At 56.5% G+C, this 12,153-nt stretch carries 13 protein-coding genes and 3 tRNA genes; 6 read left to right on the top strand and 10 right to left on the bottom strand.

From position 1 onward, the window contains the following. Window positions 1–4: 4 nt before the first annotated feature. The 3 genes from VFX97_14780 (at window position 5) to VFX97_14770 (ending at window position 2,804) form a co-directional block, all read left to right on the top strand. Window positions 5–1,030, top strand: coding sequence for a radical SAM protein (locus VFX97_14780; protein HEX5704462.1), 1,026 nt, complete (start codon window positions 5–7; stop codon window positions 1,028–1,030). A 137-nt stretch (window positions 1,031–1,167) separates the two neighbouring features. Continuing rightward, a complete protein-coding gene (locus VFX97_14775; GenBank protein HEX5704461.1) occupies window positions 1,168–1,590 on the top strand; it encodes a CBS domain-containing protein in 423 nt (140 codons plus the stop codon). 47 nt (window positions 1,591–1,637) lie between these two features. Continuing rightward, the gene (locus VFX97_14770; GenBank protein HEX5704460.1) at window positions 1,638–2,804 is read left to right on the top strand and encodes a PQQ-dependent sugar dehydrogenase; all 1,167 of its coding nucleotides are present in this window, start codon (window positions 1,638–1,640) and stop codon (window positions 2,802–2,804) included. Between the two features lie 70 nt (window positions 2,805–2,874). Here VFX97_14770 and VFX97_14765 read toward each other — a convergent pair whose 3' ends face one another. Then, a complete protein-coding gene (locus VFX97_14765; protein ID HEX5704459.1) occupies window positions 2,875–3,528 on the bottom strand; it encodes a class I SAM-dependent methyltransferase in 654 nt (217 codons plus the stop codon). 208 nt (window positions 3,529–3,736) lie between these two features. Here VFX97_14765 and VFX97_14760 point away from each other — a divergent pair, with 208 nt between their 5' ends. Next, complete coding sequence (locus tag VFX97_14760; protein HEX5704458.1) at window positions 3,737–4,654, top strand: hypothetical protein; 918 nt, start codon at window positions 3,737–3,739, stop codon at window positions 4,652–4,654. 82 nt (window positions 4,655–4,736) lie between these two features. On the opposite strand, the gene VFX97_14755 is transcribed toward VFX97_14760, so the two are convergent. Together VFX97_14755 and VFX97_14750 are read right to left on the bottom strand one after the other, a co-directional pair. After that, a complete protein-coding gene (locus VFX97_14755) occupies window positions 4,737–6,158 on the bottom strand; it encodes a transglycosylase SLT domain-containing protein (protein HEX5704457.1) in 1,422 nt (473 codons plus the stop codon). Continuing rightward, window positions 6,142–6,576 (bottom strand): OsmC family protein, encoded by a 435-nt coding sequence (locus VFX97_14750; GenBank protein ID HEX5704456.1) that lies wholly within the window; start codon window positions 6,574–6,576, stop codon window positions 6,142–6,144. The genes VFX97_14755 and VFX97_14750 overlap by 17 nt, the downstream gene beginning before the upstream one ends. 284 nt (window positions 6,577–6,860) lie before the next feature. Between VFX97_14750 and VFX97_14745 the strand changes: the two genes are divergently transcribed. After that, on the top strand, window positions 6,861–8,420 hold the full coding sequence (locus VFX97_14745; protein ID HEX5704455.1) for a YMGG-like glycine zipper-containing protein: 1,560 nt from the start codon (window positions 6,861–6,863) through the stop codon (window positions 8,418–8,420). 56 nt (window positions 8,421–8,476) lie between these two features. On the opposite strand, the gene VFX97_14740 is transcribed toward VFX97_14745, so the two are convergent. Further along, window positions 8,477–9,247, bottom strand: coding sequence for a hypothetical protein (locus tag VFX97_14740; protein ID HEX5704454.1), 771 nt, complete (start codon window positions 9,245–9,247; stop codon window positions 8,477–8,479). A gap of 115 nt (window positions 9,248–9,362) precedes the next feature. Between VFX97_14740 and VFX97_14735 the strand changes: the two genes are divergently transcribed. Next, window positions 9,363–10,292, top strand: a complete 930-nt coding sequence (locus VFX97_14735; GenBank protein HEX5704453.1) for a hypothetical protein — start codon at window positions 9,363–9,365, stop codon at window positions 10,290–10,292. Window positions 10,293–10,295: 3 nt separating this feature from the next. On the opposite strand, the gene VFX97_14730 is transcribed toward VFX97_14735, so the two are convergent. The 6 genes from VFX97_14730 to VFX97_14705 form a co-directional block, all read right to left on the bottom strand. Next, window positions 10,296–10,562 (bottom strand): hypothetical protein, encoded by a 267-nt coding sequence (locus VFX97_14730; GenBank protein HEX5704452.1) that lies wholly within the window; start codon window positions 10,560–10,562, stop codon window positions 10,296–10,298. Between the two features lie 25 nt (window positions 10,563–10,587). Then, window positions 10,588–10,664, bottom strand: a tRNA-His gene (locus tag VFX97_14725). Window positions 10,665–10,750: 86 nt separating this feature from the next. Continuing rightward, window positions 10,751–10,826, bottom strand: a tRNA-Arg gene (locus tag VFX97_14720). A gap of 113 nt (window positions 10,827–10,939) precedes the next feature. After that, window positions 10,940–11,188, bottom strand: coding sequence for a hypothetical protein (locus VFX97_14715; GenBank protein HEX5704451.1), 249 nt, complete (start codon window positions 11,186–11,188; stop codon window positions 10,940–10,942). Window positions 11,189–11,577: 389 nt separating this feature from the next. Continuing rightward, window positions 11,578–11,889, bottom strand: a complete 312-nt coding sequence (locus VFX97_14710) for an HU family DNA-binding protein (protein HEX5704450.1) — start codon at window positions 11,887–11,889, stop codon at window positions 11,578–11,580. Window positions 11,890–12,068: 179 nt separating this feature from the next. Next, a tRNA-Pro gene (locus VFX97_14705) sits at window positions 12,069–12,145 on the bottom strand. Window positions 12,146–12,153 lie beyond the last annotated feature (8 nt).

Here is a 12,153-nt window from a genome sequence, read left to right as displayed (position 1 = left end):
AGACATGCGTTTCATAGCAAACCCACCGAATCCCTGGCTTAGTCACTCGGTCGAATGGATTGGCGAGCCGCCGCCCGCGAAGATCGAAGTCTACGAAGAAACTGAAACCCGTTCGATCATCAGCCACAACGACAGTCCCGACGTGGCGTTTGATCACTCAATCAACTGTTACCGGGGTTGCATTCACGGCTGCACGTACTGTTTCAGCCGGCCCACGCATGAATATCTCGATTTCGGCGCCGGCACCGATTTCGAAAGGAAGATAGTTGTAAAGGTAAACGCGCCGGTTCTTCTGCGAAAAGAACTGATGAAGCCTTCATGGAAAGGGGAACAGATCGTTTTCTCGTTCACATCGGATCCGTACATTCCGCTCGAAGCCAATTACAAATTGACGCGCCAGTGTCTGGAAGTTTGCGCTGAGTTTCGCAATCCGGTCGGCATCGTTACAAAGTCCGCTCTGATTCGACGCGATGTTGATGTGCTCCAAACCCTGGCGCGAGACGCGAACGTGGGAGTGTACTTTTCAATTCCGTTTGCGGACTACGACACCGCCCGCGCCGTCGAGCCGTTTGCGCCTTCACCGAATGCTCGTTTCGAAGCGATGAAGATTCTCGCCGCTGCCGGCATCCAGGTGGGGATTGGGATCGCGCCTACGATTCCCGGATTGTCCACAGACATTCCGGGACTGCTCCAGCGCGCGAAAGACTGTGGCGCGACGAAAGCCTTCATCAACATGCTGCGCCTGCCGGGCAGTGTGGGTCCCTACTTTGAACAACGTCTGCGCGAAAAGCTTCCGACCAAAGCTGATCGGGTCCTGAATCGCATCCGCGACGCGCGCGGCGGCAAAATCAACTCGAGCGTCTTCCACGATCGCATGCGCGGTAAGGGCCAATACTGGAATGCGCAGGAAAAACTTTTCGAGGTTTATTGCCGAAAGCTCGGCTTTAACGAGCATCGCGTCGGCAGCGAAACGCACGCGAACACCAACACCTTCCGCCGGCCAACGGCGCAGGGCTCTCTGTTTTATTAATCGCTTGTGAACTACTTCACGCAGCGAGCGACGAATCCGCACTAATTTGTTCTAACTTTGCTAGAGACAGCGCGGCGCACATCTCTTATAATGCCGCTCAAGCCTGACAACTAGTTTCCCAACAGGAGGGCGCGGCGATGCTGATCAAAGATGTCATTCGCGACCGTGAGCCTTATTCCATGAACGCTTCGGCGACAGTCATGGAGGCGGCTGAGTTCATGGCCGGGCGCAAAATCGGTGCGGTCTGCGTGATGGATGACGAAGGCCGTTTAATCGGAGTCTTCTCTGAGCGCGATTTGCTGAACCGCGTGGTTGTGTTAAAGCACGACCCGACCACGCTGAGGCTCGGGGATGTTACAAGTCCGCTGCGCGCCGTGATTCGTTGCGATGAGACGCCGCACCAGGCGCTCGACATCATGGAGCAAATTGGCAGCCGGCACCTTCCCGTCGTGGATGGCGAGAAGTGGGTCGGGATGCTTTCGATGCGTGACTTGCTGCGCGTTGAACTGAGTGAGCAAGGTGACGAAATCAAGCTGCTGCACGAATACATCAGTATGTGAGCAGTGAGCAGTGAGCAGTGAGCGTAGCCCCCAAGCGCAAATGAAAAATGACAGATGGAAAATTGAAAGTGATTTTTTCAGCGTTACTATCAATCGCCTTCTCCTTCCTCGCCGCGTCGTGTAGCAGTGCGCCTCCCGGCCGTGGCGCCGGCGAAATTGAGAACTCGCCACAGTCACAAACCAGCTTCAAGGTTGAAACCGTGGTCGGCAATTTGGAAGTGCCCTGGTCGATCGTCTGGGCGCCGGACGGCCGCATGATCTTCACCGAACGACCGGGGCGCGTCCGCGTCTTTCAAAATGGTCAGCTCCAAGCGCAGCCTTTGTTCACGGTTTCTGACGTGGAGTCCAGAAGCGAAGCCGGTTTGATGAGCGTCGCGCTGCATCCACAATTTGCTTCGAACCGATGGATCTATCTCTCGTACGCCTACAGCGGAGACGGACTACAAGTAAGAGTTGTCCGTTATCGCGAAACCCCCAGTGGGTTTTCCGAGCGGAAGGTCATCATCGAGAACATTCCCGCGGCGCCGGCTCATGCCGGCTGCCGTTTGCGCTTCGGGCCTGATGGAAAGCTGTACATCACGACGGGGGATGCCACCGATCGCAATCTGGCGCAGCAGCTGAATTCAGTCGCGGGAAAGATTCTGCGTTTGAATGACGACGGCACGATTCCATCCGACAATCCTTTTGTTGGTCGCAGCGATGCGCGGCCCGAAATCTTCGCCTACGGAAGTCGCAACGCGCAGGGCATTGATTTTCAACCCGGCACGAATCTTTTGTTTGAGACGGAACACGGCCCGAGTGGCTTTGACGGTCCCGGCGGCGGTGATGAAGTAAATATTATCGAGCGGGGCAAGAACTACGGCTGGCCGGCGATTCACCATCGACAGACGCGCGCCGGGATGGAAGCACCTCTGCTCGAGTACACGCCGGCATGTGCGCCCGCCAGCGGCATGTTTTATCGCGGCTCACAGCTGCCACAATTCAAAGGGAATTTTTTCTTTGGCTGCTTGCGGGGCACGAGGATGATTCGCGTCGTGCTCGACGGCCGGCGTGTGGTTAGCGAAGAGAATCTGCTCGAAGGAAAGTATGGCCGCATTCGCGATATCGCCGAAGGACCAGACGGATTCATTTACTTCTCGACTTCTAATCGTGATGGGCGGGGAAAGCCGGCAAGTGATGATGACCGCATCATGCGGCTCGTGCCGGTGAAGTGAGTGGCACAGACTTCAGTCTGTGATTTCAATCCGCACCCCGAACTACACAGACTAAAGTCTGTGCCACGGTTTAGATCTTCTTTCCGAGAACCGCAGTCTTACTCCACCCAATAATCTGAAATCTTGGAAAGCGATAGTGGCTGACGACTTTGAAGTGTCGATTTGTCGTCTCAGAAAGTTCTGCGGGCGGGTGTGCTTTGAATCTGAACAATAGTTCGAGGAAGCGGGTCGCGACCGACGGGCGCATCGGCAGGTTCAAAAAATAACCGCCCGGTGTGATCACGCGCGCGAGTTCGCCAAAGCCTTCATCGAGCGGCACATATTCCAGCACGCCACTCGTCACAATCAAGTCAAACGATTCGTCCGGAAAAGGCAGCGAGAGAATGTTGCCTTGCATGAACTCGACCTTTTGTTCGCGATGCTTTTGCTTGCTCACGTACTTCTTTGCCGTGGCCATCGAAGAAGCCGAAAGGTCGAGCGCCGTCAGCTTTACCGGGACCTGGAGGTTCCGGAGCATCGCCAGCGTCAGCGTCCCGGTGCCGCAGCCTGCGTCCAGAACGCGCGCGCCTGGAAATACCGGCAGCGGGTGTTCGTCGAAATATTGATCGAGCGAGCGGCCGTAACCATTAATTTTGAAGGTGAAGTCGTACAATCGCGCGATGCGATCGTAAAACGATCCGGCGCGCGCTTCGGTTTTGGTCGCTGTCAGAACATATTCCGCCATTAATGAACCCTCTTGCTGGCGCGCAGTCAAACTGCGCGCGGCTGGCTGGTATGAGAACCGCGCCATTCTAGCCTGCTGCCGCCGATTTTCCAACACGATTTCCAAACATTCTGCTTGTGACAGCGCAATTTCCGCGCAAGTGGGTGAAGTTAGGCCCGTTCTGACCAATGGGTAACTCCAATTCCTCGGCGCTAAGGAGAAGAAAAACATGCAAAAGAGAGTTTTGGTTGGCTTGGCAGTGGGTTTGAGCTGTCTGTTTCTTTTAGCTGCGGCCGCGATCGAATACGGTTCGCCCAGCGTTTTTGCTGGTTACATTACGACCGCTCGGACAGAAGCAGTTGTCGAACCGCTCGCGGAAGTGAATGGTTTCTCGGTTGAAGTCTTAATCGACGGCCGCCGGACCACTGAGTACGCGGCGCGCGGTCGCCGTTACATTGAGGCGCTGGAGAGGGCCGAATACGAACTGCGCATACACAACCCGACCGGAACTCGGGTTGCGGTGGCTCTGGCAGTTGACGGCATGAACACAATTGACGCGCGGCACTCGAGTGCGTGGGAAGCGCGGAAGTGGGTGATTGAGCCGTACGGAACGATTCACGTTCGTGGATGGCAGATGAGCGCGGATAACGCGCGCCGGTTCTATTTCACGACTGAGCGTGATTCGTACGGCGCAAAGATTGGTCAGACACAGAACCTCGGCGTGATATCGGCTGTGTTCTTCCGCGAGCGCCGACCGGTGACGATCATGCCGGTGACACCGGGTGGTCGCGAAGAACGGCCGACCTACAAAAGGGGAGATGCGAACCGCACTGAAAGCTCGCCGGCTGAGTCGGCGCCATCAGCCGGCGCTAATCGGGATGCCGCCAAGCCGCGCAGCACGACACCGTATCCACCGCCTGACGACGAGTCCGCGGCGACGGGAATCGGCCGCAACGTTCCGAACGGAGTAACTTGGATCAAAATGGATCTCGATCAGCGGCCGGTGGCCGAAGTCACGATTCGGTATGAATATCGTGAGGCGCTGGTGCGTTTGGGAATTCTTCCGCGGGATTATGCCAGACCGAATGTTTTGGATCGTCGCGAACGGGCAGAAGGGTTTGAACCGAAGTACTGTCCGCAGCCTTAAGGGCAAAGAGGCGAAGGGCAAAGCGCCAAACATACTACGCGCGACGCTTTGCCCTTACCGCTTAGCTCTTAACCCTTAGCTCTTAGCCCTTTGCAGTCGAGCGCGGATTCAGCTTCGCGTCGTACAGCTGTTTGTACGCGCGATAGTTGCTCATTACTTTAAAGACGTAGTTCTTAGATTCCGTGAAGCCGACTTCCGAAGCGAACACACCGTCGTCGTTTCGGTTTGACCGTGCCAACCAGCGAGCCACGTTGTCTTCACCACCGTTATAAGCCGCCGCCATCGCTTCCGGCAGCCCCGCGAACATGCGTGAAAGCTCGCTCAGGTACTCCGCACCAACTGCGATCGAAAAATCAGGACGATAAAGCATGTCCTCAGTCACGTTTGAATAGCCGGCTCGCTTGCCATACCTGTTCGCAGCGTCAATCGTCAGTTGCAGCAGGCCGCGAGCCGCCGCCGGCGAACGCGCGCCGGGTTTGAACTGACTCTCCTGCTTCATGATTGCGAGCATTAGACGCGGATCGAGACCGCGCTTGCTGGCTTCTTTCACAAGTTGGAAACGGTAAGGGGCCGGAAAGTCATTCGCCATCCTGGCAATCGAAGCGTTCACTTTTGCCGCGCGCTCCTGTGCGATCTGGTTCGCCGTGGCATCGCCTGAAGTCCGCAACCGCGCCGTTGCTAATCCGCCGTAGTACGAGTTCGGGCCGTCGGGAATCAGCATATAGGTGCGGATGGCATCGTCCCGGCGACCGGCGCTTTCCAGAGCGTGCGCCTTCAGATACAGCACCTCGTCAACGGTGGTGTTGGATCCAGCCAACCTCGACCGCAACAGGTCATCAGCAGTCGCGACCGCGTTCGGCCAATCTTTGGCGCCAATGTCCACTCGCAGTCGCGCGAATGTGGCGTTGCGTTCGATGGCAGTGCCTGCAAATCTTTGTCGCGTCCGTTCTACCCAGGTGATTGCGTCCTGCAAACGGCCCGATTCGCGATATCCGTCGATCGCGTTCAGATGCGCCGTGTCGATGCGTTCGCCGTTCGGATATTTTTCGATGTACTCAGCGTAACGTTCAGCGGCTTGCGCGCCGCGGCCCATGCGCAGCAACGACGACGCTGAAAAGTTCAGGCCTTCCCTGCCCTCTTTCGTGTCGGGATAAGTCCGCGCAAGCCGCTCGTAAACCTTGCGCGCGTCATCGTAACGGCGCTCGACGTAGTACGAACGGCCCATGCCCAACAGCGCTGACGGCACACCCGGATCGTTCGGATAATTCTCGACCAACGCTTCCCAGTGTGCGCGCGCATCAGAAAACAGACGGTTCGCCAGATAAATGCCGGCCCGCCGCAAGTGTTCCGCGGGCGGCAACGCGACCTTGCTCTTCGAGGCGCGTTCAGCCCGATCGCTCGAACGGATTGCACTCAACGCCGCATCATTCGTGGACTGAGCCGGCGCGATGGCCGCGAGGGTCGCGATAACAACAAAAGCGAAAAAACTATTCCGGTGATTCATCTTCGATTATTTCGTAAGTCGTCACTATTTCAGCGGACCCGCGCAGCGTCGCCGCAACGCTACAGTACTTCCCGTCAGAGAGCTCGATCGCCTGCGCGACCGCCTGGGGCGTCACGCCGCGACCGTGCACGATGTGCTTAACAAACATCCTCGTATAAGCGCGCGGATGGTCTTCGCGACGCTCGCCGCTTACTTCGATGCGGTAATCCGTGACGCGCTGTCTCTTCTTTTTGAGAATTGAGATCACGTCGACGCCGGTGCAGCTTCCCAACGCGAGCAACAGTAACTCCATTGGCGTGGCGGCAATGCTCCGTTGCGAATTTGTCTCGACAACCTGGGCATGGCCGGACGCGCTGACACCGACGAAAACGTCGTCGCCGGCGAACTGAATGGTCGCTTTATTTTGCGTCTCAGCCATTAATAAGGACCTGAAAGCAATCTCAACGAAAGAATAACACGGCTGTTTTTAAAACGCCTGATGAACGATGATCGTACTCAATGTCGCAAGACAAACGTCATCTGCACTAGCTTTGCAATAAAGCTTTCGACAACGCCGCTGCTCTTTTCCCGAATCGCATCATAGGCCTCCAACCGCTTTCTAATTTTCTTCACGCCTTCTGCCAAGTGGTACAGCATTTGAATGACTACCCACTGGCCTTGGGCCCTCCCCGATTCAATCGCGATTAATGAGGAGGAAGTAAGATGAGACGACGCTTGATTGCAACCGCTTTATCGGTGACCTGCCTGCTGCTGATACCTTTCGCAGCGCAGGCACAAACAAAAACTTACAGAGGGACTTTCCAGACGGTGCGGCGACTGATTGTTCGCATTGAAAATCGATCCGCCAATTTCAGCACTAGCTTGCAAAATTGGGCCAGGCGGAACCCGAACGCGACATACTCACCGGCGGCCGGTGAAGACATCAACCTTTTCGTCAGTGACTTTGATGAGAGCGTGCGCCGTTTGCGCGACCGCTTCGACGCGCGGCAGGCCACGGACTCCGACGTTCAGGACGTGCTGAACCGGGCTGCGCGGATAGATGTTTTTCTGGGCCGCCACACGATTAATGCCCAAACGCGGAACCAGTGGACGCTGCTGCGAACTGATCTAAACCAGCTCGCGACCGCATTCAACGTGCGGTGGCCGCAGGTGGGCACGACGTATCCGCCCAACAACACCTATCCGCCATACGACAACACCCAGGGTCAGTTCCGCACCGGTCTGACGGGCACGTATCGCGTCGATGTCTCGCGTAGCGACAATGCGCGTGACGCGGCAGAGAGAGCGACTCGGAATTTAGCTCCGAGCGAACGCCGCCGCGTGCTCGACGCAGTGACGCAGCGACTTGAAGCGCCGGACGAACTGGCGCTTGATGTACGCGGACGCAACGTGACGATCGCTTCGACTCGTGCGCCGCAGATTTCGTTCGTGGCTGACGGCCGTGAGCGGGTCGAAACCGGCTCAACGGGTCGGACCATTCGCTCGCGCGCCACCGTGACGGGTGTTCAGTTGATGGTTAGCACCACGGGCGACCGCGGCAATGACTTCAGTGTTACGTTCGACTCGGTTGATAACGGCCGTCGATTGAATGTGACGCGACGGGTTTACGTGCAGGGTCTGACCTCGGCTGTCGTGGTCCAGAGTTCGTACGATAAGACATCGGATGTCGCGCGGTTTGACATACACGATCCGCGGAATACTCCGGGGTCAACGGCGGGCGGCGGTTTCGTCGTACCTGACGGCACGCGTATCGTCGGAACTTTGGAAAACACTCTTTCAACTCGGGCAAGTCGCGTCGGTGATCGGTTCACCATGCGCGTCACCGGTCCGCGAGAGTTCGAAGGTGCGATCATTGAGGGTCATGTGTCACAGGTTGAACGCAGCGGAAGGCTGACGGGAAGGTCGGTCCTGACGTTGGACTTTGACAACATTCGACTGCGCGACGGTCGCAACTATCAGTTCGGAGGGATTGTTGAAGAAGTGCGTGAAACTGACGGCGATATCGTGCGCGTCGACACTGAAGGAACAGTCCGCGATGACAACCAGACGTCGCGAACCACCACCCGTACGGCGATCGGCACGGCGGTTGGTGCCATCATCGGCGCCATTGCCGGTGGTGGTAAGGGCGCGGCGATCGGCGCCATCATCGGCGCCGGCGGCGGAGCCGGTTCCGTTTACGTCGAAGGCCGAAACGATCTCGAGCTTCACCCTGGAACCGAGATTACGCTGCGAGCTGGAGCACCAAACACACCACCTCGGTAACTAACTACTGATTGTTTTAAGAAGGCGAGATCGAGCGATCGGTCTCGCCTCTTTTTTTATGGGGCTAGTTCTTTTCGGAGCTCGCGCTGCGTGTCTTCACGAAGCTGCTGTCTCGCGCGTTCATTCTCGAGACCAAGCGGGATATTTTTGCGGCCCTCGTCCAAACGCTGAAGCATGAAATTCGTTTCGTCCCAACTGGCACCGCGACTCGCCGCCGCTTCAATCATCTGCAAACGCGCTTCGGCTTCCGCGCGTCGTGCCGAACCTTCCTGCTTTAGTTGTTCCAGCCGGGCGCGATCGCGATTCAACTCTTCCATCAGCACTTTCGTGTCAGGCGAATTGAGATAGCGTGCGCGACTAAGGCGCCGCTCAACCAGTAACAACTCACGACGCGCATTTGACGCCAGACGGGTGGCGTTAAGTCGCAACGCAATCGTCTCGCGATACGCGTCGGCCAGAAGTGGCTGTTGCTCCTCCATCGATTTCAACGCGCGCTTTTCGTTCTTCGTCAGCTCAGAACGGAACCAGTCAACCTCATCCGCCGTGATGCCGTTCGACGCTAATCTTTCGCGAACGGTGTTGGCCCAATTGCGACGAAAGAAGAGCAGCGTGACCGCGACCACTACGGCGATAAGAAACGAGACGGGTAGCGAGGCGATGGCCAGCAACCATAGTGGTGCGCCGCCAAACAGCAGCGCAATGACTGAGAGTACGACGGGCGGCACCAGCGTAATCGACATCAGCGCCAGCCACGGTGCCGCATTCCACCTACGCTGGGCGCGGCGGTCGGCTTGGGTTAGTTTCCCTGTTTGTTCTATAAGTTCCATCGGCCAGTAGTTGTAAAATCATACCCTGCCTGACATTTCAGGCCAACGAACCGCGTTTTGGTTGAATCAGACCCTTGTAATATGATTCCTGCCCGTTAACATACGATTCAAACGCATGCCCCGGTTTCCAAAAGTGTTCGCCCCACTGCTGCTGGTTCTGCTGCTGGCAGCGCAGCTGTCCGTCGGGCAGGGCGGTTCGCGCCGGTCCCGTGGCGCTCCACGTCCGGTCACGATTCCGGTAACCATTAAAGTTAATAAGCCGGAAACCGAAATCCGTGTCGTAGATCTGATGGTCCGCGAAGACGGCGAGGTGCAGAGCCTGCTTTCCATCCGCCGGCCGGCCGACAATCCGGTGACGATAGCGGTGTTATTACAGGACGATTTGGTGTCGTCGATTGCCAACGAAGCGCGGGGCGTCGCTAATTTTATCCGCGACCTACCCGCCGGATCACGCGTCATGGTTGGCTACATTCGCAGCGGCAGCTTGCAAGTGCGACGCAGGTTCACCACCGATCTGGATCGGGCGGCGGCAAGTGTGCGACCGCCTCTTAGCAGTGCGAGTGCCAGCCCTTTCAATCCCTACGTTGAGATTATCGAGGCCCTGCGCCGGTTTGATTCACAGCCGCTCGGGCGCCGGGCAATACTGGTAGTCTCCGACGGCCTGGATGTTTCGCGTGGGCTCGACAGCTCTTCTCCCTCCCAGAGCATCGATCTGGCCCGCGCGATCCGCGAAGCCCAACGCCGCAGCGTCGCTATTTACTCAATCTTTGCTCCGCCCGCGGTGTCGGGTAACCGGCTCCTCGTCGGCAATGGACAGAGCTCCTTACAAAAACTCTCTGATGAGACAGGCGGTCGGGCTTTTTTTCAGGGCACAGCAGCCCCCGTCAGCTTTCAACCATTCTTGAGAGAGATTTCTTCAACGCTCGACCGCCAGATTGCGTTGACGTATCTGTCAACGCATCCGAATAAAGGATTTCATCGCCTGGAAGTGAAGCCACTCGACCGTGACGTAGAGGTTCGTCATCCCGCCGGCTATGCGCGTTGAGGGTTACTGAGTTGTGGCAGGCAGTAGAGAGCCGCGACGATCCGTAGCGATCGCCGTCCCGTCCCCAATCTTCCCAATCATTCCGTGGAAATGAATGTCGGTGCCGGATAACACCAGAACTACGTCACCCGCGTGGTAGCGAGGATCATCCAGATTGAATCGAATCACGGTGGCCTGTCCATTTTCCTGTTCGACGGTTTCGAATTCGAAAGTCTCGGCGTCTGCGACAAATGTTTGCGAATGAGTAGCTGTTCTTTGAGGTTCTGACATTTAATCTCCTGTGGGATTTTCGTGGTGGGGCGGCTAGTGGGACTTGAACCCACGACCTCCTGATCCACAATCAGGCGTTCTAACCAACTGAACTATAGCCGCCACAAATAATCGGGCTTAAAATTGAATCAACTCTTGTTTACAACACTCGAGTGGTTTCGACAAGCGAGCGTCGATATCTTTACAAATGGTGCTCCCGGCAGGACTCGAACCTGCGGCCCTCTGCTTAGAAGGCAGATGCTCTATCCGCTGAGCTACGGGAGCCCAGGTTGCGTCGAGATGTTAGCACGCACCGTTATTCGCGAAAACTGACTGAACAAAACAAGAGGCCGCCCACCTGGGGCAGCCTCGGTTCGAATTGATTTGCGGGATTTCGGTTAAGCTGCGCGCGTAATCTCCGCCGCCTCAGCGTACACACGTCGTCCGTTGAGCGCGTCGTCGATAATCTCTCGCACCGCAGAAATATCCGGATTCACATCCATCCGATCGCAGGCGGCGAGATGTCGCAGGATACCCTCAGTTGCAATCTCCAACACCGTGCCGGCAAGCTTTGAAAAGCGCCGTGCCTGAATGTGATCGAGTCTCTGAAGCCGCTCAGCCAGCGGCAGGCCCTTGTCAAGATTCACGATTGAATATTCTCTCTTTCTAAACAGCCAAATATCAGCGTGTTGATTTGTATAACTATAGATGCCGTCGAAACTTCGCAGGATGCAAAGTCCTTGCGGTTTCGCTTAGTTTGCACAGTAAGAACCCAGTCGAACCCAAAAAGAGGGGCCACAGAACGCCTAAAACTGTGACTTTGAAACCCGAAACTATAGCATGGGTGGTCGTCTACGAAAAGATCTTTCTACGCGGGAATTGTAAATTCTTTGTCACGGACCGAGGAAGGCCGAATTAAGCAAAAACGGGGGATTCTGAGGCCGCGCTAAAGAAAACACCGGCGAAGCGCCCGCTCGGGACACTTACGCCGGTGCAACTATTGCTCGCCGTGGAACTGAAAATCGGCGAAACGCGCTTATTTCTTCGGAAGGACTGAATCCTTCATCGCCTTGCCAACGCGGAATTTCAGCGTGGTTTTTGCGGGAATCTGAATCGTCTCGCCGGTGGCCGGGTTGCGGCCTTCACGGGCTTTTCGCTCTGAGCGAACGAGCTTTCCGAACCCGGGGAGAACGAACTCGCCGTTCGACTTAACTTCACTCGTTGCAAGATTTGAGATTTCTTCGAACAATTCCTTCACCTGAGCCCGCTTCATACCAAACCGCTCAGCAAAGTGATTGATCACATCGGACTGGGTCATGCGTTTCTTGCCAGTTGCCGTGGTCGCCATTTGTGGTTTCCCACCTCCAAAACTTCAGCAAAATTGAAAAACTGCCTGCAAGATATACCACAGACCGTCGATAAAGTCTGCAAAAAAGCGGAAATTTCCGGCCTTTTTTGCAGGGCAAGTTGTGGAAAAGAGGGGCCGGTGCAGCGGGCCCGAAACCGTACGAGGGTTCTCTAATGTGTTGGTCGGGGCGAGAGGATTCGAACCTCCGACCTCTCGGTCCCAAACCGAGCGCACTACCAGGCTGTGCTACGCCCCGTCTTACTC

The sequence above is a fragment of the Pyrinomonadaceae bacterium genome (assembly GCA_036277115.1).
In the GTDB taxonomy this organism is placed as follows: Bacteria; Acidobacteriota; Blastocatellia; order Pyrinomonadales; family Pyrinomonadaceae; genus UBA11740.
The sequence above is the reverse complement of the archived record's forward strand: the minus strand, read 5'-3'. Positions and strand labels throughout refer to the sequence as shown.

What these genes read in the sequence shown, in the direction of transcription:
- VFX97_14780 (HEX5704462.1), top strand. Translation starts at nt 5, where the DNA reads ATGCGTTTCATAGCAAACCCACCGAATCCCTGGCTTAGTCACTCGGTC.
- VFX97_14775 (HEX5704461.1), top strand. Translation starts at nt 1,168, where the DNA reads ATGCTGATCAAAGATGTCATTCGCGACCGTGAGCCTTATTCCATGAAC.
- VFX97_14770 (HEX5704460.1), top strand. Translation starts at nt 1,638, where the DNA reads ATGACAGATGGAAAATTGAAAGTGATTTTTTCAGCGTTACTATCAATC.
- VFX97_14765 (HEX5704459.1), bottom strand. Translation starts at nt 3,528, where the DNA reads ATGGCGGAATATGTTCTGACAGCGACCAAAACCGAAGCGCGCGCCGGA.
- VFX97_14760 (HEX5704458.1), top strand. Translation starts at nt 3,737, where the DNA reads ATGCAAAAGAGAGTTTTGGTTGGCTTGGCAGTGGGTTTGAGCTGTCTG.
- VFX97_14755 (HEX5704457.1), bottom strand. Translation starts at nt 6,158, where the DNA reads ATGAATCACCGGAATAGTTTTTTCGCTTTTGTTGTTATCGCGACCCTC.
- VFX97_14750 (HEX5704456.1), bottom strand. Translation starts at nt 6,576, where the DNA reads ATGGCTGAGACGCAAAATAAAGCGACCATTCAGTTCGCCGGCGACGAC.
- VFX97_14745 (HEX5704455.1), top strand. Translation starts at nt 6,861, where the DNA reads ATGAGACGACGCTTGATTGCAACCGCTTTATCGGTGACCTGCCTGCTG.
- VFX97_14740 (HEX5704454.1), bottom strand. Translation starts at nt 9,247, where the DNA reads ATGGAACTTATAGAACAAACAGGGAAACTAACCCAAGCCGACCGCCGC.
- VFX97_14735 (HEX5704453.1), top strand. Translation starts at nt 9,363, where the DNA reads ATGCCCCGGTTTCCAAAAGTGTTCGCCCCACTGCTGCTGGTTCTGCTG.
- VFX97_14730 (HEX5704452.1), bottom strand. Translation starts at nt 10,562, where the DNA reads ATGTCAGAACCTCAAAGAACAGCTACTCATTCGCAAACATTTGTCGCA.
- VFX97_14710 (HEX5704450.1), bottom strand. Translation starts at nt 11,889, where the DNA reads ATGGCGACCACGGCAACTGGCAAGAAACGCATGACCCAGTCCGATGTG.